Genomic DNA, 25,408 nt, shown 5'->3' with positions numbered 1-25,408 from the left:
CGGCCAGCACCGGATGCCCGTTGGCCCGCGCGTCCGACAGCCGCTCCAGGACGAGCATCCCGGCGCCCTCGGACAGAGCCGTGCCGTCCGCCGCGTCGGCGAAGGACTTGGCGTGGCCGTCGGCGGCGAGGTTGCGCTGCCTGCTGAAGTCCACGAACGTGTCGACGGTCGACATCACGGACACACCGCCGGCCAGTGCCAGGGTGCACTCGCCCTGCCGCAGCGCCTGCGCGGCCAGGTGCAGCGCCACCAGGGACGAGGAGCAGGCCGTGTCGACGGTGAGGGTCGGTCCCTCCAGGCCGAGGGCGTAGGCGACCCGGCCGGAGGCCACGCTGCCGAGGCTGCCGTTGCCGAGGTAGTCGCGCACGGACTCGGGGACGCGGTGCAGCCGGCTGCCGTAGTCGTGGTACATCACCCCGGCGAAGACGCCGGTGCGGGTGCCGCGTACGGCGTGCGGGTCGATGCCGGCCCGCTCCAGCGCCTCCCAGGAGGTCTCCAGCAGCAGCCGCTGCTGCGGGTCCATGGCCAGGGCCTCGCGGGGGCCGATGCCGAAGAAGTCCGGGTCGAAGTCGGCGGCGTCGTACAGGAAGCCGCCGGAGCGGGTGGAGGAGTGGCCGGCCTTGCCCGGCTCCGGGTCGTACAGGGCGTCCAGGTCCCAGCCTCGGTCGGCGGGGAAGGCGCCGATGCCGTCACCGCCCTCGGCCAGCAGCCGCCACAGCTGCTCGGGCGTGCTGACACCGCCGGGGTAGCGGCAGGCCATTGCCACGACGGCGACCGGTTCGTCCGCTTCCCGCACGACCGCTTCGGCGGCGGTCTCGGCCGGGGCGCCGAAGAGTTCCGTGCTGAGGTACCCCACGAGGGCGCCCGCGTCGGGGTAGTCGAAGACGAGGGTGGCGGGCAGGCGCAGGCCGACCGCGTTGCCCAGGCGGTTGCGCAGCTCCACCGCCGTGAGCGAGTCGAAGCCGGACTCGCGGAACGAGCGGCGTGGATCGAGCGTCATGTCGCCGCTGTGCCCGAGCACGGCGGCGACATGGGTGCGGACCAGTTCCAGCAGGGCCGTTTCGCGTTCGGCGGGGCCGAGGGCGGCCAGCCGGTCGGCGAGCGAGGCGGAGTCCGTGCGGGAGGCCGCGGTGCGGCGGGTGCGGGCGGGGACGAGGCCCCGCAGTACGGCGGGGACGTCGTCGGCGCGGCGCAGGACGGCGAGGTCCAGGCCGACGGGGAGCAGCAGCGGCTCGTCGGCGGCCAGGGCGGCGTCGAGCAGTCCCATGCCCTGCTCGGTGGGGATGGGGCGGACGCCGGCGCGCGCCATGCGGGCCACGTCGGCGTCGGTGAGGTGGGCGGTCAGGCCGGTGCGCTGTTCCCAGAAGCCCCAGGCCAGGGAGTGGGCGGGCAGGCCGTGGTGCCTGCGGTGGGCGGCCAGCGCGTCCAGGAAGGCGTTGGCGGCGGCGTAGCCGGACTGTCCGGCGCCGTCGACCGTTCCCGCGGCGGAGGAGAACAGCACGAACGCGGCGAGGCCGAGGTCGCGCGTCAGCTCGTGCAGATGCCAGGCGGCGTCGGCCTTGGGGCGCAGGACGGCGTCCAGACGCTCGGGCGTCTGGTCGGTCACCAGCCCGTCGTCGAGGACGCCGGCGAGATGGACGACCGCGGTCAAGGGGCGGCCGGACGGCATCTCGGCGAGCAGCCGGGCCAGTTCGCCGCGCTCGGCGGCGTCGCAGCGGGCCACGACGATCTCCGCGTCCACGTCGGCGAAGTCGTCGGCGGCGGTGCCGCTGCGTCCGGCCAGCACCAGTCGGCGTACCCCGTGCTCGGCGACCAGGTGGCGGGCGACGAGGGCGCCCAGCACGCCGGTGCCGCCGGTGATCAGGACGGTGCCGTCGGGGTCGAGGGACGGCACCTGGCCGCGCGGGGTGGCGCGGGCCAGCCGGGGCACGTGCACCGTCCCCTCGCGCAGCGCCAGTTGGGGCTCACCGCAGGCCGCGGCGGTGGCCACGGCGGCAGCGGTGTCGCCGTCGGCGCGGTCCACGAGCACGAAGCGCCCGGGGTGCTCGCCCTGCGCGGCCCGGACCAGGCCCCACACGGCGGCGCCGGCCAGGTCGGTGACGTCCTCCTCCCCCACCGCCACGGCACCCCGGGTGAGCACCAGCAGCCGTGCGGCGGCGGTACGTTCGTCGGCCAGCCAGTCACGGATGGCGGCCAGGACCCGCTCGGCGGCCCGGCGCGTGCCGCGCAGCGGCTCGTCTTCGCCGCCGGCCGTCAGCACCACCCAGGCGGGCACGGCGTCCAGTGCGGCCGGCCCGTGCTCGTCCAGGACGGCGTACTCGGGTGCGGGCGCCTCCGGCACGGGCAGCGCCGGCCAGTCCAGGCGGTACAGGTCGTCGACGCGGGCACCGGCGTCGAGTGCGGCCGGGTCGACCGGCCGGGAGACCAGGGCCTCGACCTCCGCGACCGGGGCGCCCGTGGGGTCGGCCAGCTGGAGGGACAGGGCCTCCCCGCCGTGGAGCCGGACCCGCAGTGCGGTGGCTCCGGCCGCGTGGAGCGAGACCCCGGTCCAGGAGAAGGGCAGCCGGGCGGTGTCCTCGGCGCCGGTGCCGAGGCCGTCGGCGTGCAGGGCGGCGTCGAACAGGGCCGGGTGCAGGGCGAAGGCGTCGGCGTCGACGGGGAGTTCGACCTCGGCGAAGGTCTCGTCGCCGCGCCGCCAGACCGCGCGCAGCCCCTGGAAGGCGGCCCCGTAGTCGTAGCCGAGGCCGGCGAGGCGGGCGTAGGCGTCCCCGACGGGTACGGGTTCGGCGCCCCGGGGCGGCCAGACGGTGAGGTCGAAGGCGGGCGCGCCGGTCTGCGGGGCTAGCAGGCCGGTGGCGTGCGGGGTCCAGGCGGTGTCGTCCGCGCCCTCGGGACGGGAGTGGACGGTCAGCGCGCGGTGCCCGGAGCCGTCGGCGGCGGCCACCTGCAGCTGCAGCTGGACCGCGCCCCGGTCGGGCAGCACCAGCGGTGCCTGGAGGGTGAGTTCGGCGAGGTGCCCGCAGCCGAGGGCGTGGCCGGCGGCGAGCGCCGCCTCGACCAGGGCGGTACCGGGCAGCAGCGTGGTGCCGGACACGGCGTGGTCGGTGAGCCAGGGTGTGGTGGTGCTGGAGAGGCGGCCGGTGAACACGGTACCGCCCTCGGCGACCGGGACGGCGGCGCCCAGCAGCGGGTGGCCGGTGGCCGTCAGCCCGGCGGCGGTGACGTCTCCGGTGGCGGCGGACCGGCCGAGCCAGTACCGCTCGCGCTGGAAGGCGTAGGTGGGCAGGTCGGCGGAGCGTACCGGCATGCCGCTGAACACGGCCGGCCAGTCGACCGGTACGCCGGCCACGAAGGCTTCGCCCAGCGCGGCCAGGACGCGCTCGGGGCCGCCGTCGTCGCGCCGCAGCGAGCCGAGGCCGGTGATGCTGGCGCCCGTGGTGTCGGCGGTCTCCTCGATGCTGTGCAGGAGCACGGGGTGGGGGCTGCACTCCACGAAGACCCCGTACCCGGCCTCCAGCAGGGTGCGTGTGGTCGGCTCGAACAGCACGCTCTGGCGCAGGTTGGTGTACCAGTAGGCGGCGTCCAGGCCGGTGGTGTCGATCCGGGCGCCGGTGACGGTGGAGTAGAACGGCACCTCGGCGGGCCGGGCCCGGACGCCGGCCAGGTCGGTGAGCAGCCGTTCCCGGATCGACTCGACGTGGGCGCTGTGCGAGGCGTAGTCCACCGGGAGCCGCTTGGCGCGGTCGCCGCCGGCCACGATGGTCTCGCGGAGTTCGTCCAGGGCGTCGGCGTCGCCGGACAGCACCGCGGAGGAGGCGCCGTTGACGGCGGCCACCGCGACCCGGCCCTCGTAGCGGGCGACGAGGGCGCGCACCCGGGCCTCGGGCAGGGCCACCGACATCATGCCGCCGCGGCCGGAGAGTTCGCGGGCGATGGCCTGGCTGCGCAGGGCCACGACGCGGGCGCCGTCGGCGAGGGAGAGCGCGCCGGCCACGCAGGCGGCGGCGATCTCGCCCTGCGAGTGACCGATGACGGCGGCGGGCCGGACCCCGTGGGCCTGCCACACCTCGGCGAGCGACACCATGATCGCCCACAGCACGGGCTGGACGACGTCCACCCGCTCCAGCGGCCGGCGCGCCCGCACCGTCTCGATGAGGTCCCAGTCGGTGACGGGCGCGAGGGCCGCCGCGCAGTCGGCCATGCGCGCGGCGAACACGGGTGAGGTGTCGAGCAGTTCGGCGGCCATGCCGGTCCACTGGGAGCCCTGGCCGGGGAAGACGAAGGCGATGCGGGACTCCCCCGCCGGCCTGCCGCGCACCACGTTCGGCGCGGCCTCGCCCGCGGCGAGCGCGGTCAGGCCCGCGGTGAGCGCGGGCAGGTCGGCGCCGGTGACGACCGCGCGCTCGGCCAGCGCGGCGCGCCCGGTGGCGAGCGTGTGGGCGATGTCGGGGACGGGATCGGTGCCGGTGGTGAGGTGGTCGAGGAGGTTGCGGGCCTGGGCGGCCAGGCCCTGTTCGCCGTTGCCGGACAGCACCAGCGGGAGCGGCCCGGTCCAGGACGGCTCCTCCGGCCGGCCCTCGGACTCGGCGGCGGCCTCGACGATGACGTGGGCGTTGGTGCCGCTGATGCCGAAGGAGGAGACGGCGGCGCGGCGGGGCTCGCCGTCGGCGGGCCAGTCACGGGCCTCGCTCAGCAGTTCCACGGCGCCCGCGGCCCAGTCCACCTGGGACGTGGGGCGGTCGGCGTGCAGGGTCCTGGGCAGCCGGCCGTGCCGCATGGCCATCACCATCTTGATGACGCCGGCGACACCGGCGGCGGCCTGGGTGTGCCCGATGTTGGACTTGACCGAGCCGAGCCACAGCGGTTCGTCGCGGTCCTGGCCGTAGGTGGCCAGCAGGGCCTGTGCCTCGATCGGATCGCCCAGCGGGGTGCCGGTGCCGTGGGCCTCGACGGCGTGCACCTGGCGGGGCTCGAGGCGGGCGTCGGCGAGGGCCGCGCGGATGACCCGCTGCTGGGAGGGGCCGTTGGGGGCGGTCAGGCCGTTGGAGGCGCCGTCCTGGTTGACGGCGGTACCACGGATGACGGCCAGCACGCGGTGGCCGTTGCGGCGGGCGTCGCTGAGCCGCTCCAGCAGGAGCAGACCGGCGCCCTCGCCCCAGCCGGTGCCGTCGGCGCCCTCCGCGAAGGACTTGCAGCGGCCGTCCTCCGCGAGGCCCCGCTGGCGGGAGAAGTCGATGAAGGTGTCGGGGGTGGACATCACCGTCACGCCACCGGCGAGGGCCAGGCCGCACTCGCCGGTGCGCAGCGCCTGCACCGCGAGGTGGAGGGCGACGAGGGAGGAGGAGCAGGCGGTGTCGACGGTGACGGCGGGCCCTTCCAGGCCGAGGACGTAGGAGACGCGTCCGGAGGCGACGCTGCCCAGGTTGCCATTGCCGAGGTAGCCCTCCACGCCCTCCGGCACCTCGGTGAGCCAGCTGCCGTAGTCGTGGTACATGACGCCCGCGTAGATGCCGGTGCGGCTGCCCTTGAGGCTGTGCGGGTCGATGCCGGCGCGTTCGAAGGCCTCCCAGGCGGTCTCCAGCAGCAGCCGCTGCTGCGGGTCCATCGCGACGGCCTCGCGCGGGCTGATGCCGAAGAAGCCGGGGTCGAACTCGGCCGCGTCGTACAGGAACCCGCCCTCACGGACATGCGTCTTGCCGGGGGCGTCGGGGTCGGGGTCGTAGATGCCCTCGACGTCCCAGCCGCGGTCCGCGGGGAAGTCGCCCACCGCGTCCGTGCCGGCGTCGACCAGCCGCCACAGCTGCTCGGGCGTACGGACGCCGCCGGGGTAGCGGCAGCTCATGGCGACGATCGCGACGGGCTCCTGCGCCGCCTCGGTGATCTCGGTGTGTCGCCGGCGCAGCCGCTCGTTCTCGAGCAATGACTCGCGCAGCGCCTCGACGATCTGCTCGACGGATGTGTCCACGGTCGGTGTCGCTCCCTGCTGGCTCGGCGGCGCTGGTGACGCGGTGGAGGGTGCGCCGGGGAAGGGGTGCCCGGTGCCGGACGCGGCGCGGCGTCCGGCACCGGGGTGGGTCACTGGGTGCCGCTGCGGTCGAGTGCGGCGCGCACCAGGTCGGCCACGGCCATGGACTTGATGTCCAGGGCCCGGTCGGCGGGTTCGGGGTCCCGCTCGGACAGCTTCAGCAGGCTGTCGAGCAGACCGGCCTCCCGGATGCGGGCGACGGGGATGCGGGAGATCAGGCCGCGCAGTTCGTCGTCGCCGTGCTGCGCCGGGCTGTCCTCGGGTCCCCCGGTGTCCGGCACGAGCCGTTCCAGGAGGTGGCCGGCGAGCGCCGCCGGGGTGGCGTAGTCGAAGATCAGTGTGGACGGCAGACGCAGTCCGCTGACCGCGTTCAGCCGGTTGCGCAGTTCGACGGCGGCGAGCGAGTCGAAGCCCAGCTCGGTGAAGGCGCGGCGCGGCTCGACCGCGGCCGGGCCGGCGTGGCCGAGGACGGCGGCCACCTCGGTGCGCACCGCCTCCAGGACGGTGTGTTCGTGGTCGACGGCGGGGAGTCCGGCCAGTCGCTCGCCCAGGGTGCGGGCGCCGTCGCCGTGGTCCGGGCGTGCGGTGACGCCGGCCAGGGTGCGCAGTACGGCCGGGAGGTCGTCGCCGCGGCGGCGCAGGGCGGCGGTGTCCAGCCGTACGGGCAGCAGGGCCGGGCTGCCACCGGCCACGGCGGCGTCGAACAGCTCCAGTGCCTCGTCCGGGTCGAGCGCGCCGATCCCGGAGCGCTCGATGCGCTGCACCTCGCTCGCGTCCAGACCGGCGCCCATGCCGCCGCCGGACCACAGGCCCCAGGCGAGGGAGGTGGCGGGCAGCCCGAGGGCGGCGCGGTGGGCGGCCAGCGCGTCGAGGAAGACGTTGGCGGCGGCGTAGTTGCCCTGGCCCGAGGCGTCGATGGTGCCGGCGGCCGAGGAGAACAGCACGAAGTGGGCGAGCTCGCGGTCCAGGGTCAGTTCGTGCAGGTGCCAGGCGGCGTCCGCCTTGGGCCGCAGCACGGTGTCCAGCCGGGCCGGGGTCAGCGCGGTGACCAGGCCGTCGTCGAGGACGCCGGCGGTGTGGACGACGCTGTCGACGGGGTGCGCGGTGAGCAGGGCGGCGAGCGCGGTGCGGTCGGCGACGTCGCAGGCGACGATCTCGGCTTCGGCGCCCAGCGCCTCCAGGTCGGCGCGCAGTCGGCCGGCGCCCGGCGCGTCGGGTCCGCGCCGGCCGGCCAGCACGAGGCGGCTGACGCCGTGCCGTTCGGCCAGGTGGCGGGCGACCCGGGCGCCGAGTCCGCCGGTGCCGCCGGTGACCAGGACGGTGCCCCACGGGCGGTCCGCGCCCGGGGCGTCCTCCGCGTGTGCCAGGCGGGGGGCGTGTGCCCGGCCGTCCCGCCACCGGGCCTCCGGTTCCCCGGAGTCGAGGAGGGCGGCCAGCGCGGCGCGGTCCGGTACGGGTCCATCGGGCGCGGCCCGGCCGACGAGGAGGATCCGGCCGGGGTCCTCGGCCTGCGCGGCTCGCACCAGCCCGTGCACCGAGGCGTCGGCGAGGCCGCCGCCGGTGAGGACGACCAGCGTCGAACCGGCGTAGCGCTCGTCGGCCGACCACGCCCGCAGGGTCTCCAGGGTGCGGCCGAGGGCGGTCCGTACGGCGCCGGGCAGCTGCTCGCCCTGCGGGTGCGGGGTGGTGACCGGCAGGATCACCACGTCGGGGACGGTGGTGCCGAGGGTGTCCAGCCCGGCGTGCACGGGGGCGCCGAGGCCGAGGTCGTCGTCGCCGAGGACCGCCCAGGTACGGCGGTCGGGGCGCCCGGCGGTCTCGGGCAGTGGTTCGTCGGTGACGGTGTACAGGTGGCGCCGCTGCCGGGTGAGCCGGTCCGCGGTGACCGCGCGGGTGACGTAGGAGTCGACGGTGGCGAGGGGCCGGCCCTCGGAGTCCGTCAGTTCGATGCGGGTGCCGTCGGTGCCGGGGGCGACCCGGACGCGGGCGGAGAGGGCGCCTCGGGCGTGGGCGGTGACGCCGGCCCAGGCGAACGGCAGCGCGATGGCGCCGGAGCGTTCCCCGGGTTCGTCGTCCAGGAGGGAGGTGACGTGCAGGGCGGAGTCGAGGAGTGCGGGGTGCAGGGCGTGCCGGGCCGCGTCCTGGCCCGCGCCCGCGGGCAGTTCCAGCTCGGCGAGGAGGGTGTCGCCGTACCGCCAGGCGGCCTGTACGCCGCGGAAGACCGGGCCGTAGTCGTAGCCCTCGGCGTGCAGGCGCGGGTAGAGGCCGGTGACGTCGAGCGGGGTGGCGCCGGGGGGCGGCCACGCGCCGGGCGCGGACGGGGGCGCGGTGGCGGCGCCGGGCCGGGGCGCGGTGACCTGGCCGGTGAGGGTGCCGGTGGCGTGCCGCGTCCAGCCCTCGTCGGCGGGGGCGTTCTCGGCGCGGGAGTGGATCTCCACGGAGCCCTCGGCGCCCGCCGCGACCTGGAGGCGTACGGCGGTGTCCGCGTCCAGCACCAGCGGGGCCTGCAGGGTCAGTTCCTCCAGGACGGGACGTCCGGTGAGGCGTCCGGCGTGCAGGGCGAGGTCGACCAGGGCGGCGCCGGGCACCAGGACCGTGCCCAGGACGGCGTGTTCGGCGAGGACCGGATGGGTGGCCGTGGAGATCCGGCCGGTGAGCAGCAGACCGGCGTCGCCGGGCAGGTCCAGGCGGGCGCTGACCAGCGGATGGCCGGCGGTGGCGAGGCCGTGCCCGGCGGCGTCCCCGGCGGTGACGGCGGCCGTGGGGAGCCAGTACCGGCGGTGGTCGAAGGCGTAGGTGGGCAGTTCGACGCGGCGGCCCGCGTACGTCCCGTACAGCGCGGCCCAGTCGACGTCCGGGCCCCGGGTGTGGACGGCGGCCAGGGCGGCGAGCAGACCGGGCAGCTGGGCGGTGTCCTTCCGCGCGGTGGGGAGGAACGCGGTGTCGTCGGCGTCGGGCAGGCAGTCGGGGCCGAGGGCGGTGAGCACGGGCGCGGCGCCGAGTTCGAGGAAGGTGTCGGCGCCCTTGGCGGCCAGTGTCGCGACGGCGTCCGCGAAGCGCACGGTCTGCCGGACGTGCCGTACCCAGTAGTCTGCGGAGCCGAGTTCGGCGGCGCCGGCCGGGGCGCCGGTGAGGGTGGAGACGATCGGGACCGTCGGCTCCGCTGCCTCGATGCCGTTCATGACCTCCCCGAACGCCTCCAGCATGGGCTCCATGCGGGGTGAGTGGAAGGCGTGCGAGACGCGCAGCCTGCGGGTGGTCGCGAAGTGGGCGGCGACCTCGGCGACGGCGTCCTCGTCGCCGGAGACGACCACGGCGCGGGGGCCGTTGACGGCGGCGATGCCGCACCTGCGCCCGTCCAGCAGCGGTGTCACCTCCTCCTCCGACGCCTGTACGGCGACCATCGCGCCGCCCTCGGGCAGGGCCTGCATGAGCCGGCCCCGGGCGGCGACCGCGGTGACGGCGTCCTGCAGCGACCACACGCCCGCGACGTGCGCGGCGGCGAACTCGCCGACGGAGTGGCCGGCCAGCCAGTCGGGGCGCAGTCCGAGGGACTCCAGCAGCCGGTAGAGGGCGACCTGCGTGGCGAACAGCGCGGCCTGCGTGTAGGCGGTCCGCTCCAGGGTCTCGGGGTCGTCGCCGAGGACGACCTCGGCCAGCGGCCGTTCCAGGTGCTTGTCGAAGAGCGCGGCGGTGCGGTCGAAGTGCTCGGCGTAGACGGGGAAGGCGTCGTACCAGTCGCGGCCCATGCCGGGGCGCTGGGCGCCCTGACCGGAGAACAGGTAGGCGAGCGTGCCGTCGGTGGCGGAGCCGGTGACGAGCAGGCCCGGTGCCTCGGCACCGCGTGCCAGGGCGTCCAGCGCGGTGGCGGCCTGGTCGTCGCCGGTCGCGAGGACGACGGCCCGGTGGGGGTGGGTGCCGCGGGTGGTGGCCAGGGCCAGGCCGAGGTCGGCGGGGGCGGCGCCGGTCAGTTCCAGCAGGCGCCGGGCCTGGCCGCGCAGGGCTTCGGGTGAGCGGGCGGATACGGGGAGGGCGAGCACCGCGGGGGCGGTGGCCGGGTCCGCCGCAAGGGGCGCCGGCTCGGGCTCGGCGAAGTCCTCCAGGATCACGTGGGCGTTGGTGCCGCTGATCCCGAAGGAGGACACTCCGGCGCGGCGCGGGCGGCCGGGCGTCGGCCACGGCCGCCGCTCGGTGAGCAGTGCCACCGCGCCGGCGCTCCAGTCGACCTGGTGGGACGGCGCGTCGACGTGCAGGGTCTGGGGCAGGACCCCGTTGCGCATCGCCATGACCATCTTGATGACGCCCGCGACACCGGCGGCGGCCTGGGTGTGCCCCATGTTGGACTTGACGGAACCCAGCCACAGCGGCTCGCCGGCCGGCCGGTCCTGGCCGTATGTGGCCAGCAGCGCCTGTGCCTCGATCGGGTCGCCCAGTGTCGTACCGGTGCCGTGCGCCTCGACGGCGTCGACGTCGGCCGGGGTGAGCCCGGCGGCGGCCAGCGCGGCCCGGATGACCCGCTGCTGGGAGGGGCCGTTGGGGGCGGTCAGGCCGTTGGAGGCGCCGTCGGAGTTGACGGCCGAGCCACGGACCAGGGCGAGCACGCGGTGGCCGTTGCGGCGTGCGTCGGACAGCCGCTCCACGACGACCACTCCGACGCCCTCGCCCCAGCCGGTGCCGTCGGCCGCGGCGGAGAAGGACTTGCAGCGGCCGTCGGCGGCGAGACCGCGCTGCCGGGCGAAGTCCACGAAGGTGTCCGGTGTGGACATGACGGTGACGCCGCCGACCAGGGCGAGGTCGCACTCGCCCTGCCGCAGCGCCTGGGCCGCCAGGTGCAGGGTGACCAGCGAGGAGGAGCAGGCGGTGTCGATGGTGACGGCGGGCCCCTCCAGGCCGAGGGCGTAGGCGACCCGGCCGGAGACGACGCTGCCGAGGCTGCCGTTGCCGAGGTAGGCCGCGAGGTCCTCGGGAACGTCGGACAGCCAGGTGCCGTAGTCGTGGTACATGACGCCCGCGAACACGCCGGTGCGCGAGCCCCGCAGCCGGTGCGGGTCGATGGCGGAGCGCTCCAGCGCCTCCCAGGACACCTCCAGCAGCAGCCGCTGCTGCGGGTCCATGGCGGTGGCCTCGCGCGGGCTGATGCCGAAGAAGCCGGGGTCGAACTCGGCCGCGTCGTACAGGAAGGCGCCCTCGCGGGTGTAGGTGCGGCCGGGGACGCCCGGCTCCGGGTCGTAGAGGGTCTCGGTGTCCCAGCCGCGGTCCGCCGGGAAGCCGCCGACCGCGTCGACGCCGTCGGCGACGAGCCGCCACAGGTCCTCCGGGGAGCGGACCCCGCCGGGGTAGCGGCAGCCCATGCCCACGATGACGATCGGGTCGTCGTCGGCCGCGGTGCGGGTGGTGGGGGCGGCGGTGGCCTGCTCGCCGGTGCCGAAGAGCGTGTCGCGGACGTGGTCGGCGAGCGCGCGGGAGGTGGGGTGGTCGAAGACGAGGGTGGCGGGCAGCCGCAGCCCGGTGGCGGTGCCGAGCCGGTTGCGCAGTTCGACGGCGGCCAGCGAGTCGAAGCCGAGGTCGGTGAAGGCCCGTCCGGGGTCGATGGCGGACGGCCCGTCGTGCCGGAGCACTGCCGCGACCTCGGTGCGGACCAGCTCGAGGAGGGCGCGGTCGCGGTCGGCGGCGGGCAGCGCGGCGAGCTTGCCGTCCGTGGCCGGCGCGGGGGCGGCGGTGCCGGCCGCGGCCCGCCGGGTGGCCGGTCGCACGAGGGTGCTCAGCAGCGGCGGTATGCCGTCGGGGCGGCGGCGTACGGCGGTGGCGTCGATCTCCACGGGGACGAGGTGGGGTGCGCGGGAGCGCACGGCGGCGTCGAACAGCTCCAGGGAACGTCCGGCGGACAGGCCGGGTATGCCGTAGGCCGCGATGCGCTCCCGGGCCGTGTCGTCCAGTGCGGCGCCCATGCCGCTGTCGGCGGCCCACAGGCCCCAGGCGAGCGCGGTGGCCGGCAGGCCGAGGGCGGCGCGGTGCTCGGCGAGGGCGTCCACATAGGCGTTGGCGGCGGCGTAGTTGCCCTGGCCGGGGCCGTCGAGGACGGCGGCGAGGGAGGAGTACAGCACGAAGTGGGACAGGTCGCGGTCCCGGGTCAGCTCGTGCAGGTGCCAGGCGCCCAGTGCCTTGGCGTGGAAGACCTCGTCCACCATCTCGTCGGTGAGGGTGTCCACGATGCCGTCGCGGACGGTGCCCGCCGCGTGGACCACGGAGTCCACGGGGTGCTCCGCGAGCAGCCGGCGCAGCGCCTCGCGGTCGCCGACGTCACAGGCGGCCACAGTCACCTCGGCGCCGAGCGCGGTGAGTTCGGCGTGCAGCTCGGGCGCGGCGCCGCGGCGTCCGGCGATCACCAGGCGGCGCACGCCGTGGGTGCGGACCAGGTGCCGGGCGAGCAGCGCGCCCAGACCCCCGGTGCCGCCGGTGACGAGGACGGTGCCCCAGTCGGCGGCGGGTTCCGCGCCGGAGGGCTGCCCGGTCAGCCGCGGTACGGCGAACCGGCCGTCCGCGAGGGAGAGTTCGGGTTCGCCGGTGGCGAGGATCCGGCGCACGTCGGCCTCGGTGGGCACCTGCTCGTGCTCGACGAGGACGTACCGGCCGGGGTTCTCCGCCTGGGCGGAGCGCACCAGGCCGCGGACGGCCGCGTGGGCGGGGCTCGCCGGCGGGGTGACCACGACGAGCCGGGTGCCGGTGAGTCGTTCGTCCGTCTGCCAGCCGCGCAGCAGCCGCAGTACGTGGCGGACGTGGGCGCGCGCTGCGTCGGCGTCGGCGCCCGCCGGGCCGGGCACGCGGTGCACCACGGCGTCCGGGGCCGGCCCGGTGAGCAGGGCGTCGATTCCCTCGGCACCGCCGTCCAGGACGGCGGTGCGCAGGGGTGCGGTGGTCGCCGGTCGGGGGTACGGCGACCACCGCACTGCGTACAGGACGTCACCGGCCTGTACGGGGCGGGAGGTCATGGCCTCGATGTCGGCCACCGGGGCGCCGGTGGCGTCGGCGAGGTGCAGGGCGATGGTGTCGCCGCCACCGCGGGTGATGCGCACACGGAGCGCCGGCGCGCCGGTGGCGTGCAGGGTGACGCCGGTCCAGGCGAACGGCACCAGTACCTCGGCGCGCGCCGGGGCGTCGAGGTCGGCCGCGTGCAGGGCGGCGTCGAGGAGCGCGGGGTGCACACCGAACCCGGCCGCGTCGGCCGCGGTCTCCTCGGGCAGGGCGACCTCGGCGTAGATGTCGGTACCGTGCCGCCAGGCGGCGCGCAGGCCCTGGAAGGCGGGGCCGTAGCCGTAGCCCTGTTCGGCGAGGTCCGCGTAGACGGCCGTGGTGTCCAGGGGCCGGGCGTCCGGTGGCGGCCAGGCGGCCGGGACGGCTTCGGCGGCCGGGGCGGTGGTGGTGAACAGGACGCCGGCGGCGTGCTGGGTCCAGGGGGACGCCTCGCCGGCGCGGGTGTGGACGGTGACGCCGCGGCGGCCGGTGTCGTCGGGTTCGCCGACGGCGACCTGGACGGCGACGTCCTCGTCGGCGCGCAGCACGAGCGGGGCGCCGAGGGTCAGTTCCTCCAGGGTGTTCGCGCCGACGTGGTCGCCCGCGCGCAGGGCGAGTTCCACGAACGCGGTGCCGGGGAACAGCACCCGCCCGGCGATGACGTGGTCGGCGAGCCAGGGCTGGGTGCGGGTGGACAGCCGTCCGGTCAGTACGACGCCCTCGGCGCCGACGGCGACCACGGCCGCCAGCAGCGGGTGGCCCGCGGGGAGCTGGCCGAGGCCCGCGGCATCGGTGGCGGCGCTCTGCTCCAGCCAGAAGCGGCGCCGCTGGAAGGGGTAGTGGGGGACGTCGATGCGGCGCCCGCCCAGGCCGGAGAAGTGCCGCTGCCAGTCGACGGGGACGCCCCGGGCGTGGGCGGCGGCGAGCGCGGCGGCGGCTTCGCGTGCCTCGGGCCGCTCGCGCCGCAGGACGGGCAGGAAGGCGGTGCCGGGCGCGTCGGTGCAGTCGGGGCCCATGGCGGACAGCACCGCGTCGGGGCCGATCTCCAGGAAGGTGCGCACCCCGGTGTCGGCGAGTGTGCGCACGGCGTCGTGGAAGCGGACCCGGGCGCGGACGTGCTCCACCCAGTACTCGGGGTCGCACAGCTCGGAGGTGACGGGGCCGCCGGTGACGGTCGAGACGACCGGCAGCCTCGGCTCGGCGTAGTCCAGGACGTGGGCGATCCGGCGGAACTCGGCCAGCATGGGTTCCATCAGCGGCGAGTGGAAGGCGTGACTGACCCGCAGACGCTTGGTGTCGTGGCCGCGCGCGGCGAGTTCGGCGGTGATGCGCTCCACCTCGGCCGCGTCGCCCGAGACCACGACGGCGGCGGGTCCGTTGACGGCGGCGATGCCGGTGCGCGGGGTCAGCAGCGGCGTCACCTCGTCCTCGGCGGCGCGTACGGCGACCATGGCGCCGCCCTCGGGGAGCCGCTGCATGAGCCGGCCCCGGGCGGCGACCAGGATCGTCGCGTCCTGCAGGGTGAACACGCCGGCCACGTGCGCGGCGGCGATCTCGCCGACGGAGTGCCCGGCGAGCTGGTCCGGGGTGAGGCCCCAGCTCTCCAGCAGGCGGTGGAGGGCGACCTCCACGGCGAACAGCGCGGGCTGCGCGTACTCGGTTCGGTGCAGCAGCTCGGCCTCGGGGGTGCCGGGCTCGGCGAACAGCACGTCCCGCAGCGGCCGGTCGAGCTGGAGGTCGAAGTGGGCGCAGACGTCGTCCAGGGCGTCGGCGAACGCGGGGTGGGTGGCGGCGAGTTCGCGGCCCATGCCGGTGCGCTGGCTGCCCTGCCCGGTGAACAGGAAGCCGAGTTCGCCGTCGGCGCGCGCGGTGAGCGGCGTGACGCCGGAGGCCAGGTCGTGCAGAGCGGCGCGCAGTTCCGCGCGGTCGGCGGCGAGGAGGACGGCCCGGTCGTGCAGGGCGGCCCGGGTGGTGGCCAGCGAGTGGGCGAGGTCGATCGGGGCGGCCTCGTCCACCAGGGGCAGCAGATCGGCGGCGCGGGCCCGCAGGGCGGCTTCGCCCCGGGCGGACAGGGCGAAGGGCAGCGGTGTTCCGGCGGGGAGGAAGGGGCGGGCGTCCGCGCCGGCGGGCGTCGGCCGGGCGTCCGGCTGCTCCGGGACGCCGCCGTCCGCGGGCTCCGGCTGCTCCAGGATCACATGGGCGTTGGTGCCGCTGACCCCGAACGACGACACACCCGCTCGCCGGGCCCGGCCCGTCTCGGGCCAGGGGCGCTGTTCGGTGACGAGTTCCACGGCCCCCGCGGACCAGTTGACGTGCGGGGTGGGGGCGTCGACGTGGAGGGTCGCGGGTATCCGCCCGTGCCGCATGGCGAGGATCGTCTTGATCAGACCGGCGGCGCCGGCGGCGGCCTGGGTGTGCCCGAGGTTGGACTTGACCGACCCGAGCAGCAGCGGGGCGTCGGCGGGGCGGCCCTGACCGTAGGTGGCGAGCAGCGCGGTGGCCTCGATGGGGTCGCCGAGCCGGGTGCCGGTGCCGTGCGCCTCGACCACGTCGACGTCGGCGGAGGTGAGGCCGGCGTCGGCGAGCGCCCGGCGGATCAGCCGCTGCTGGGAGGTGCCGTTGGGTGCGGTCAGGCCGTTGGAGGCGCCGTCCTGGTTGACGGCGGAGCCGCGGACGACGGCGAGCACACGGTGCCCTCGGCGGCGGGCCTCGCTCAGCCGCTCCAGGACGAGCACGCCGACGCCCTCGGCGAACCCGGTGCCGTCCGCCGCGGCGGCGAACGCCTTGCAGCGCCCGTCGGGCGCGAGACCGCGCTGCCGGCTGAAGGCGGTGAACACGCCCGGTCCGCCCATCACGGCCACACCGCCCGCGAGCGCGAGCGAGGACTCGCCCTGGCGCAGCGAGCGGCACGCCAGGTGGACGGCGACCAGGGAGGCGGAACAGGCGGTGTCGACGGTGACCGCCGGCCCTTCCGCGCCCAGCACATAGGCGACGCGGCCGGAGATGACGCTGCCCGCGTTCCCGGCGAGCAGGTAGGCGTCGAGCCCGTCGGGGGCGTCGTGCAGGCGCGGACCGTACTCCTGCATCTCGGCGCCGAAGAAGACGCCGGCCGGGGTGCCGCGCAGGGCCGTGGGGTCGATGCCGGCGTCCTCCAGGGCCTGCCAGGAGGTCTCCAGGACGAGGCGCTGCTGCGGGTCCATGCCGAGCGCCTCGCGCGGGCTGATGCCGAAGAACTCGGCGTCGAACTCGGTGGCGGTGTCGAGGAACCCGCCGCTGCGGACGTAGGCGCTGCCGGGTACCTCGGGGTCCTCGTCGTAGAGGGCGTCCAGGTCCCAGCCGCGGTCCTGGGGGAAGCCCGACAGGACCTCGCCGCCGTCGGTCAGCAGCCGCCACAGGTCGGCGGGCGAGGAGACGCCGCCGGGGAAGCGGCAGCCGATGCCGACGACCGCGATCGGTTCGTCGGCCGTGCCGTCACCGGCCGGCTCGGCGTGGTCGTCCGCCCGGCCGTGCACCTCGGCGAGCAGCCGGGCGGCCAGGTCGTGGACGGTCGGGCAGTCGTAGGCGAGGGCCACCGGCAGGTCGAGGCCGGTCCGCTCGGTCAGCCGCCGGTGCAGGTCGACCGCGGCGAGCGAGTCGAGTCCCTGCGCGGAGAAGGGGGCGGCCGGGTCGAGGGAGTCCAGCGTGCCCGGCCGGGCCGCCTCGATCGCCTCGGTCACGGCGGTTCGTACCAGTTCGGTGACCAGCCTGCGGTGCTGGGACGGTACGGCCGTGGCGAGCCGTCGTGCCAGAGCTGAGTCGTGTCCGGGCCCGTTCATCCACGCATCTCCACTTTCGGCCGACACCGGTTTTCCTCACCTTTTTCCACACCGTAGTGACGGCCCCCGAAAGGCCACACCCTTAACCACCCCTAGGGGCTGGCGGGTTCGTGGGCCCGCGTGTCCCCGGGGTCGTGCCGGTCGTGGGAACGGCGCACATAGGACAGGGATTCGAGCAGTTCCGCGGAGGTGACGGCCTGTGTCGGGCGTACGTCGGCGATGCCGTTCAGCGGCATCTTTCCGATGTCGGCCCAAGCCAGCCGGCCGTCCACGTCGATATAACTCCGGCTGAATCCGGCGTTGTCCGGATGCAGACAGTAGGGAACGTCGAGACGTCCCTCGGCGAACGCGGCCAGCAGCGCCGCACCGAGGTCGTCGTCCAGCTCCAGCACCGCGTTCACCAGTGCCGACGCCTCCGCGTACGTCTGGGTGCCGGTGCCGTCCAGCGGGGCGCGCGGGGTGCGCGCCGCGACCTCGGCGGCGTATTCGAGAGCGCCGACGTTCTCCGCCACGGTCGGAATACGGCGGGATTCCGCGACGGTTTTCACGATGAGCCGTTCGGAGCCGCTGGCGACGGCGAGTTCGGCCGCTTTCCCGAGCAGCCGGTAGGCGCCCTGTTCCGTTTCCGGATACAGGCCCATGTAGGCGTAGACGACGACATGCCATTCGGTGTCCGGCAGGAACCGCGCGCACAGCGTGCGCAGCGCGGCGACCGCTTCGGCGTCCTGGCGCGGGTCGGTCTGCTGGGCATAGCTCACCGAAATGCTGCGGATGCCGTGCCGGCGGAAGAACAGCGCCTCCAGAAGGCTGACGGCGACGAGCAGGCTGGGCGGGCAGAGCTGGCCGAGGACACAGCCGCCGAAGGTCTCCAGGTGCGGTTCGGCACCCGACTCGCGCACGGTGGCGAGCAGTTCGCAGGAGGCGGCCCAGTGGGCGACGGAGTCGCGCAGCGGGACGCGGCCGTAGGGCAGGCAGTAGGAGACCGGGCCGCCCTCGGAGGCGTCGAGTCCGACGGCCGTCAGTGCCCGGAAGATGTCCTGCGGCGCGGCCGAGCCGTGCCGGACCTGGACCGGGAAGCCGGGGCCGTGGATGCCGTCGAGCACGTTCAGGGTGGTGGCCGCCTCGTGGCTCACGATCGGGTAGCCGTTGAGGGCGACGCCCTCCAGGACAGCCAGTTTGGCGGACTCCAGGTCGCCGACCCGGGTGTAGCTGTCCAGGGTGATCGTGCCGACGGTGGTCGCCGCCGCGTTCCGGGTGGCGAGCAGCCCGGCCCGCATCAGCTCCGGGCTGCTCATCCCCATCCGGGGCTGGACCACCAGGCGGCCGGCGTCGTGAGCCCGGCGCACGAACGCGCCGAACCCGACGCCGGTCACACCAGGGCCCGCTGCGGCAGCGTCGCGAGCAGCTGCCGGAACGCGGCCACGCCCTCGGCGCTGTCGTCGAACACCGCGTCGTAGCCGGCGGCCCGCAGTGCGGTCACCTCGTCGCTGCCGCAGGGGCCGGCGATGCCGAGCTTGCCGCCGATGACGGCGGGCACGGCGGCGAGTTGGGGGTGTTCGCGCAGCCGGGTGACGGTGCGCATGCCGTCGTGGTAGCCGTGGCCGTTGACGCTGCTGACCACGATGAGGGCCGGGCGGTGGGCGAGGGCCTCGGCGATGAGCAGGTCCTCGGGGACGCAGGGGCCGAGGTTGACCACGCGGTGGCCGTGCTCCTCGACGAGGAGCTGGAGGTAGACGAGGTTCCAGGTGTGGGAGTCGGAGATGCCGCCGGCCACGAGGACGGGCTGGTCGCCGGGGGCGGGTGTCGGGAAGGGGCTCATCACAGGGCCTGTCCGTGTTCGTAGGTTCGGGTGTGCTGGATGCGGGAGACGGAGACGAGCTCGGCGCCGCGGACCACGATCTCGGCCGGCGCGGGCCGGCCGAGGAACATCAGCAGGCTGGCCGTGGGGCCGTAGGAGCCGGCGTTGGGCACGGTGAGGAGGTCGCCCGGTGACGGGTCGGCCAGCGGGACGTTCCGGCCGAGCAGGTCGCCCGGGGTGCACAGCGGCCCGGCGAGGCTCGCGGGGGTGCCGCCCGCGCCGACGGACTCGTACGGCTCGACGGAGACCGGCATGATGCGGCCGAGGCCGGACATGCCGCCGAAGGTGTTGATGCCGGCGTCGAGGACCACGTACCGCTGGTCGCGGCTGTCCTTGACGTTGACGACGGAGGTGAGCAGGGTGCCGCTGTCGGCGACCAGGTAGCGGCCGGACTCGCAGGCGATCCGCGGGGCTCCCCCGCGCCAGCCGGGGAAGTGCTCGTCCAGCGCCCCGGCGAGGCTCTCGCGCAGTTCGCCGTAGACCGGCCGCTCGCCCTGCACGGCGTACGGCGCGGCGAATCCGCCGCCGATGTCGACGAAGCGGAACGTGACGCCGAGGGCGTCCTGGAGTGCGGCGGCGGTGGCGATGGTGTGACGGAACTCGGCGATGAGGCTCGCCTCGTCCTTGGCGTTGCTCAGCGGGAAGAAGTGCAGTCCGGCGATGCTGGTGCCGGGCGCCTCGCGCAGTTCGGCGGCGAGGCCGGGCAGGGTCTCGCTGTCGAAGCCGAACTGCGAGGGGACCCCCGTCATGCGGATGCTGGTGGCCGCGGCTCCGGTGGCGTTGTTGACGCGGATCAGGCAGTCGGCGGTGAGGCCGAGCTTCAGCGCGGTCTCACCGACGCGGCGCAGATCGCCGGGGGACTCGGTGGAGAACAGGCGGACGCCGCCCGTCAGCGCCTCGGTCAGCTCCTCGGTGGTCTTGCCGGGGCCGGTGTAGAGGATCCGGTCGCCGGGGAAGCCGGCCTGGAGGGCGGCGTCGAGTTCGCCGACGGAGCTGATCTCGGCGCGGCAGCCGCGGGCGCCGCCGGAGCGCAGCTCGCGCAGGAGTTCGGGGTGGGGGTTGGCCTTGGCGGCGTAGAACACCTCGACCTCGTCGGGCAGCGCGGCGAACAGGTCGTCGCGGGCCGCCGCCACCCGGTCCAGGTCGTACACGTAGGACGGGGTGCCGAAGCGCTCGGCGAGCTCGGTGGGGGCGGTCACGGGGTGTTTCCTTCCAGGAGGCGGGCGAGCCGCTTGCGGTCGTGCTTGCCGTGCGGGGTCAGCGGCAGCTCGGCCACGACGCGGCTGACGCCGGGCACCTTCGCGGGCTCCAGCCGCAGCGACAGTTCCTTCAGCAGGGCGTGCGGGTCGATGTCGCCCTCGGCGAACACCGCGAGGTCGTGGCCCTCGGCGGGCGGCAGGACGGCGGCGGCGCGGACGCCGGGGACGTCGGTGGCGGCGGCCTCGATCTCGGTGGTGCTCATGCGCACGCCCTTGTGCTTGAACATGTCGTCGCGGCGGCCCTCGTAGTAGAGGAAGCCGTCCTCGTCGACGTGGCCGAAGTCGCCGGTGTGCAGCCTGAGTCCGCCGTCGGGTGCGGGGCGGAAGGCGCGCGCGGTCTGTTCCGGCGCCCGCCAGTAGCCGGGCATGACGTGCGGGCCCTCGACCACGATCTCCCCGGTCTGCCAGGGCGCCAGCTCGGTGCCCTCGTCGTCCACGACGAAGGCGCGGGTGCCGGGCAGCGGGCGCCCGACCGAGTCGGGCTTGGCGTCCTGGAAGGCGGGCGGGAGCACGGAGACGCGCTTGCACTCGGTCTGTCCGAACTGGATGACCACCTCCGCGCCGGGGAACGCGGTGCGCAGCCCGTCGGCGGTGGTCTTCGGCAGCGCGGCACCGGTGTTGGTGAACATGCGCACCCGGGACCGCCGGTCCGGTTCGCGTTCCGCGAGGGCGCAGATCATGGTGGCCAGAGAGGGCACGATCGGCACGACGGTGGCGCCGGTCTCCCGGATGCGGCGCAGCAGGACCAGGTCGGACTCGCCGTCGGCGAGCACGATCTCGCTGCGGCCGGCCGCGGTGAGCAGCACCTTGTACAGGCCGTAGTCCCAGGAGATGGGGAAGCGGCAGAACACCACGTCGTCGGGGCGGTAGCCGAGTTCCAGGTTGATGGCCTCGGTGGCGAAGACCATCCGGCCGTGCGGGCAGATCACCGCCTTGGGGGCGGCGGTCGAGCCGGAGGTGTAGACGAGGACGGCGAGGTCCTCGGGGCCGACCTCGGCTCCGCCGGACCGGGCCCCCCGCACGCGCAGCGCGGTGATCTGCTGCCACACCCCGCCGAGGCCGAGGACGGGGACGCCGGCGGCGAGGGCGGCGATCCGTTCGACGGCGGGGTCGGTGACGACGACCAGCGAGGGCTCGGCGTTCTCGACGACGGCCCGCAGGTGGTAGTCCTTCATGCCGGTGTTGACGGGGACGAGGACGGCGCCGCGGCGGGCGGTGCCGTACAGCAGCGCGACGAGTTCGCGGGTGCTGGGCAGCTGGACGAGGACCCGGTCGCCGTGGCCGATGCCGTGTTCTTCCAGCCAGGCGTCGACGGCGTGGCTGTGGGCGGCGAGTTCCCGGTAGGTCCAGCGGCCCGTGCCGTCGGCGACCGCCGGGGCGTCGGGGCGCTCGGCGGTGGCCTCGTCGAGCAGGTCGTGCAGCCGGGCGTCGGTGCGGGCCTGCGCTGTCGGTTGACCGTTCACTGCGTCTCCTGCCGCCTTTCGTGTGTGCCTCGCGCTCCGGCGGGCTGCCGCATGGCCGTGGCCCGGGAGGCGAGCTTCCTGCGGTCGGTCTTGCGGTTGGAGTTGAGCGGGAGCGCGTCCAGGTGGTGGTAGGCGCGCGGGACGACGGCGGCCGGCAGCAGCTCGCGCAGGTGCCGGGCGAGCCGGGCGGGTGCCACGGGTTCACCGGTGTGGAAGACGGCCAGTTCCACCGTGCCGTCCACGGGCACCGCCACGGTCACGGCGTCCTCGACGCCCGGGCAGGTGCGTGCGGCGGCGTCCACCTCCGCCAGTTCCACCCGTACTCCGTGCACCTGGACCTGTGCGTCCTGGCGGCCCAGGTAGAGCCAGCCGCCGCCGTCGGCACGCCGGACGCGGTCGCCGGTGCGGTAGAAGCGGTGGCCGTCCTTCACCAGGAACCGTCCGGTGTCGTCGGCCGGGTCGAGGTAGCCGGGGGTCAGCTGAGGGCCGGCGATGCACAGTTCGCCCTCGTCACCGGTGGCCGGCGTGCCGTCGGGGCCCAGCAGGAGGGTCTCGTGGCCCGGGTGGACGGCGCCGATCGGCACCATGTCGTTCAGGTACCGTCCCGGCGTCCAGCGGTGCGCGGTGACGGTGATGGTCAGTTCGGTGGGGCCGTACAGGTTCTCCAGGGTCGCGCCCGGTGCGGCGGCGGCCCAGTCCTCGGCGTCCTTGCAGCTGAGCGCCTCCCCCGCGAAGAAGCTCCACCGCAGCGGCGCCAGCGCGCCCGGCGTGAGCCCGCCGGTGCGGCGCACCAGGGTGATCGCGCTGGGCGTGGAGAACCACACGGTCATGCGCTGCTCGTCCACGAACTCCGGGAAGTGCGCGTAGGCCCGGGGCGGTACGGGTACGACGGCGGCGCCGGCGCCCCAGGCGCAGAACAGGTCGAACATCGCGCAGTCGAAGTTGAGGTCGAAGGTCTGCGAGAAGACGTCGTGCGGGCCGAAGTCGTAGCGCTCGTCGAGCAGCCGGAAGTAGTGGGCGGTGTTGGCGTGGGTGACCGGCACGCCCTTGGGCCGGCCGGTGGAGCCCGAGGTGAACAGCACGTAGGCGGGGTCGGACGGCCGGGCGGGCATGGGGGCCTTCAGGGCGCTGTCGGTGTCGACGCCGAGCGCCGGCATCGGCTGCCCGCCGGGCGCGAACAGGGTCGGCAGGCGGACGCCGTCCGCGTGCAGCGCGGTCAGGGCGGGCAGGGCGTCGTCGTCGGCGAGCAGCGCGCCGACCCCGGCGGCCTCGATCATCTGCCGGGTGCGGGCCGCGGGGAAGGCCGGCTGGAGCGGTACGACGGTGACGCCGCTGTACAGGCCGGCCAGGAGGGCCGCGTACGCCGTGGGCCCCTTGCCGGCCAGTACGCCGACGACGGGCGGTTCGTCGGGGAGCCCGGCCAGCAGGGAGCCGGCCAGGACCAGGGCGCGTTCGTGGAGTTCGCGGTAGGTGAGGTCGACGCCGTCGGCGCGCAGCGCGGGCCGGTCCGGGGCGAGGGCCAGGCCGCGCGCGAACCTGCCGGACAGCGTGCCGTCCATGGTGGGGTCCACGGTGGCCGCCCGTCAGCTCGCGGTGCTCTGCAGCATGCCCCGCACGGTGTCCCACAGCACGCCGGCGGTGCGGAAGGTTTCCATGGTGAGCGCGCTGTCGCGGAAGCGGACCTGGTAGCCGTCCTCCAGTGTGCCGAGGAGCTGGACCGTGCCGAGCGAGTCCAGGCCGAGGTCCTTCAGGTCGGACTCCGGCGTCAGTTCCTCCTGCGGCGGAAGGAACGGCAGGAAGGGGCGGAGTATCTGTTCGAACTGGTCGTCCCACATGGGGGCCTCCAACGGGTCGGGCGGATCAGGTGGCGCGCGAGCGGCGCCGGGGGGTCATCGCCAGCCGCGGCTGCGCGGCGACGACGTCGAAGTTGCGGGTCGCGCAGGGCACCCGGCCGAAGAGGCTGTCCGGCCCGGCGACGCACAGGCGGCGGGCGCCTGCGTCCTTCAGGGCCGCGGTGACGCTCGGCCAGTTCATGGGGTGGTCGAAGCCGTCGAGCAGCATGGTGCGCAGTTCCTCGCCGGTGCGCAGCAGCCTGCCGTCCTGGTCGGCGACCACGGGCAGCTTGGGGTCGGCGAAGGTGTAGCGGGACACCACCTCGCGGGCGGCCTTGTCGCGCAGGGACCGGAACGCCGAGGCGTGCATGGGCGGCCGCATCGTGTACAGCGGGAGGCTGCCGACGGCGCGCAGTCGCTCCTCCATCCACGCCACGCGGTGCTCGGAGAGGGAGACCATGTAGAAGCCGTCGTCGATGTGGCAGGAGATCTCGTGCCACTCCCCCGCCTCCGCCAGCTCGGCGAGGATGGCGTCGAGGCCGTCGCGGGGGGCGCGGACGAAGGACAGGGTGACGATGTCCCGGTGTTCCTCGGCGAAGTAGTCCTCGAGGCAGCGGGCGATCTCGGCGGTCAGGGTGACGGCGTCGGGCAGTTCCAGGGCGCCGGTGTAGGCGATGGCCGCCTTCTCGCCGAAGCTGGGCCCGGCGACGATGTCCGGTTCGACGCCGAGGTGGTCCCGCGCCCAGTGGGCGCAGGCGAGGCAGTTGACGAAGAAGGCGACCTGGGCGGCCTCCGAGTAGTCGCCCGGGGAGGACCGGTAGGCGTCCACGAGGGAGTAGCCGAGCGCCTCGTCGGCGACGGCGACCAGGTTGCGGGCGATGGGGTCGGCCACCATGAACCGGCCCACCTCGGCGAACGGGACGGGTCCCATGCCGGGGAAGACGAGTGCGGTGTCGTGCGTCATGGCGCGATCCCCTTTCGCGGGCCGTTGCGCGTTCACAGGCTCTTGAGGAAGTCGGTCATGACCTCGAAGAACCGCTCCGGTTCCTCCAGGTGCGGGAGGTGGCTGGACTCCTCGAAGATCTCCCAGCGCGCTCCGGGGATGTTGTCGTGGTACGGCTGGACGACGGCCGGCGTGGCCTCGTCGTGGCGGCCGCTGACCAGCAGCGTCGGCGTGCTGATCCGGTGCAGTTCGTCGACGATCGACCAGTCCTTCAGGGATCCGATGACGTGGAACTCATTGGGCCCGTTCATCGCGTAGTAGACGGTCGGGTCGTTGTAGATCTCCATGAAGGAGGACAGGAAGTCGCGGGGCCAGGGCGTCAGGCGGCACACATGACGGTCGTAGAAGACCCGCATGGCGGCCAGGTAGTCCGCGCTGTCGTAGGTGCCGGCCGCCTCGTGCCGCAGCAGGGCCTGCTGTGTCCGCGGCGGCAGCTCGGCGCGCAGCCGTGCCATCTCCTGCAGCCAGAGCGGGTAGGAGGCGGGCGCGTTGGCGATGACCAGTCCGCGCAGACCGGGCGGCCCGGTCATGGCGTGCCGGGCGCACAGGGGGCCGCCCCAGGACTGTCCGAACAGGACGTAGTCGTCGGCGATGCCCAGCCGCCCGACGAGGTTGGCCAGTTCCTCCTCGAACAGCTCGACCGTCCAGAAGCCGGGGTCCTTGTCGGGCAGGTGGGTCGAGCCGCCGTTGCCGAGCTGGTCGTAGTGGACGACGGGCCAGCCGTCCTCGGCGAGACGGGCGAGCGGCAGCAGGTAGTCGTGGGTGCTGCCGGGGCCGCCGTGCACGGCAACGACCGCCGGGCGTCCCGCGCCGAGTTCACCGGTCACCCGGTACCAGGTCCGGTACTCCCGGAAGGGGACGGTGCCCTTCGCGCTGGGTTCCGGGGACACGCTGATCACCTCTGCTCGGCTGCGGGACGCGGCGGCGGCCGGGGGGAACGGGCGCCGGCCGGGACCGGAGAGCCGGTGCTGAGAGCGCTCCGCACCCGCGGTCCGCAGCCGACGCTAACCGTCCCCGCGTCGCCACCAGACCCCTAACCGCCCCTAGGCGGTACGGGAGCGGCAGGGGCACCCGGGCCCCGCGCCCTGTGCGCCGCCCTCGCCGGGGGCGGGACGCGGGCGGGGCCGCGGCCGGGGCGCGGG

General features: G+C 75.3%; 10 protein-coding genes. All 10 read right to left on the bottom strand.

The window, feature by feature from the left end; all coding sequences use genetic code 11:
- On the bottom strand, positions 1 to 5,965 hold a 5,965-nt coding region (locus AB0B40_RS35385; protein ID WP_362267627.1), incomplete at its 3' end, for a type I polyketide synthase.
- Between the two features lie 110 nt (positions 5,966 to 6,075).
- Positions 6,076 to 16,851 (bottom strand): type I polyketide synthase, encoded by a 10,776-nt coding sequence (locus tag AB0B40_RS35380; protein WP_362267625.1) that lies wholly within the window; start codon positions 16,849 to 16,851, stop codon positions 6,076 to 6,078.
- A gap of 92 nt (positions 16,852 to 16,943) precedes the next feature.
- Positions 16,944 to 18,224, bottom strand: a complete 1,281-nt coding sequence (locus AB0B40_RS35375) for a methylaspartate mutase (protein WP_362267623.1) — start codon at positions 18,222 to 18,224, stop codon at positions 16,944 to 16,946.
- Positions 18,221 to 18,670, bottom strand: a complete 450-nt coding sequence (locus AB0B40_RS35370; protein WP_345054447.1) for a cobalamin-dependent protein — start codon at positions 18,668 to 18,670, stop codon at positions 18,221 to 18,223. The genes AB0B40_RS35375 and AB0B40_RS35370 overlap by 4 nt, the downstream gene beginning before the upstream one ends.
- Positions 18,670 to 19,908 (bottom strand): type III PLP-dependent enzyme, encoded by a 1,239-nt coding sequence (locus tag AB0B40_RS35365; protein WP_362267621.1) that lies wholly within the window; start codon positions 19,906 to 19,908, stop codon positions 18,670 to 18,672. Before AB0B40_RS35365 ends, AB0B40_RS35370 begins: the two co-directional genes overlap by 1 nt.
- Positions 19,905 to 21,431 carry an AMP-binding protein gene (locus tag AB0B40_RS35360; protein WP_345054443.1) on the bottom strand — a complete coding sequence of 509 codons (1,527 nt, stop codon included), beginning with the start codon at positions 21,429 to 21,431 and terminating at the stop codon, positions 19,905 to 19,907. Before AB0B40_RS35360 ends, AB0B40_RS35365 begins: the two co-directional genes overlap by 4 nt.
- Positions 21,428 to 22,990: an AMP-binding protein gene (locus tag AB0B40_RS35355; RefSeq protein ID WP_362267618.1), complete on the bottom strand. Its 1,563-nt coding sequence runs from the start codon at positions 22,988 to 22,990 to the stop codon at positions 21,428 to 21,430. Before AB0B40_RS35355 ends, AB0B40_RS35360 begins: the two co-directional genes overlap by 4 nt.
- A 24-nt stretch (positions 22,991 to 23,014) precedes the next feature.
- Complete coding sequence (locus AB0B40_RS35350) at positions 23,015 to 23,266, bottom strand: phosphopantetheine-binding protein (protein ID WP_345054439.1); 252 nt, start codon at positions 23,264 to 23,266, stop codon at positions 23,015 to 23,017.
- A gap of 25 nt (positions 23,267 to 23,291) precedes the next feature.
- On the bottom strand, positions 23,292 to 24,227 hold the full coding sequence (locus tag AB0B40_RS35345; protein WP_362267615.1) for an ACP S-malonyltransferase: 936 nt from the start codon (positions 24,225 to 24,227) through the stop codon (positions 23,292 to 23,294).
- A 32-nt stretch (positions 24,228 to 24,259) separates the two neighbouring features.
- Complete coding sequence (locus AB0B40_RS35340) at positions 24,260 to 25,156, bottom strand: proline iminopeptidase-family hydrolase (RefSeq protein WP_345054436.1); 897 nt, start codon at positions 25,154 to 25,156, stop codon at positions 24,260 to 24,262.
- Positions 25,157 to 25,408: the final 252 nt, after the last annotated feature.

Origin of the sequence: Streptomyces sp. NPDC042638 (assembly GCF_040647235.1) — a bacterium.
Classification (GTDB): Bacteria; Actinomycetota; Actinomycetes; order Streptomycetales; family Streptomycetaceae; genus Streptomyces; species Streptomyces rameus.
This window is presented reverse-complemented; position numbering and strand designations above follow the sequence as displayed.

Coding starts and splice junctions, on each gene's coding strand:
- AB0B40_RS35350 (WP_345054439.1), bottom strand. CDS start 23,266: ATGTGGGACGACCAGTTCGAACAGATACTCCGCCCCTTCCTGCCGTTC.
- AB0B40_RS35380 (WP_362267625.1), bottom strand. CDS start 16,851: ATGAACGGGCCCGGACACGACTCAGCTCTGGCACGACGGCTCGCCACG.
- AB0B40_RS35345 (WP_362267615.1), bottom strand. CDS start 24,227: ATGACGCACGACACCGCACTCGTCTTCCCCGGCATGGGACCCGTCCCG.
- AB0B40_RS35370 (WP_345054447.1), bottom strand. CDS start 18,670: ATGAGCCCCTTCCCGACACCCGCCCCCGGCGACCAGCCCGTCCTCGTG.
- AB0B40_RS35355 (WP_362267618.1), bottom strand. CDS start 22,990: ATGGACGGCACGCTGTCCGGCAGGTTCGCGCGCGGCCTGGCCCTCGCC.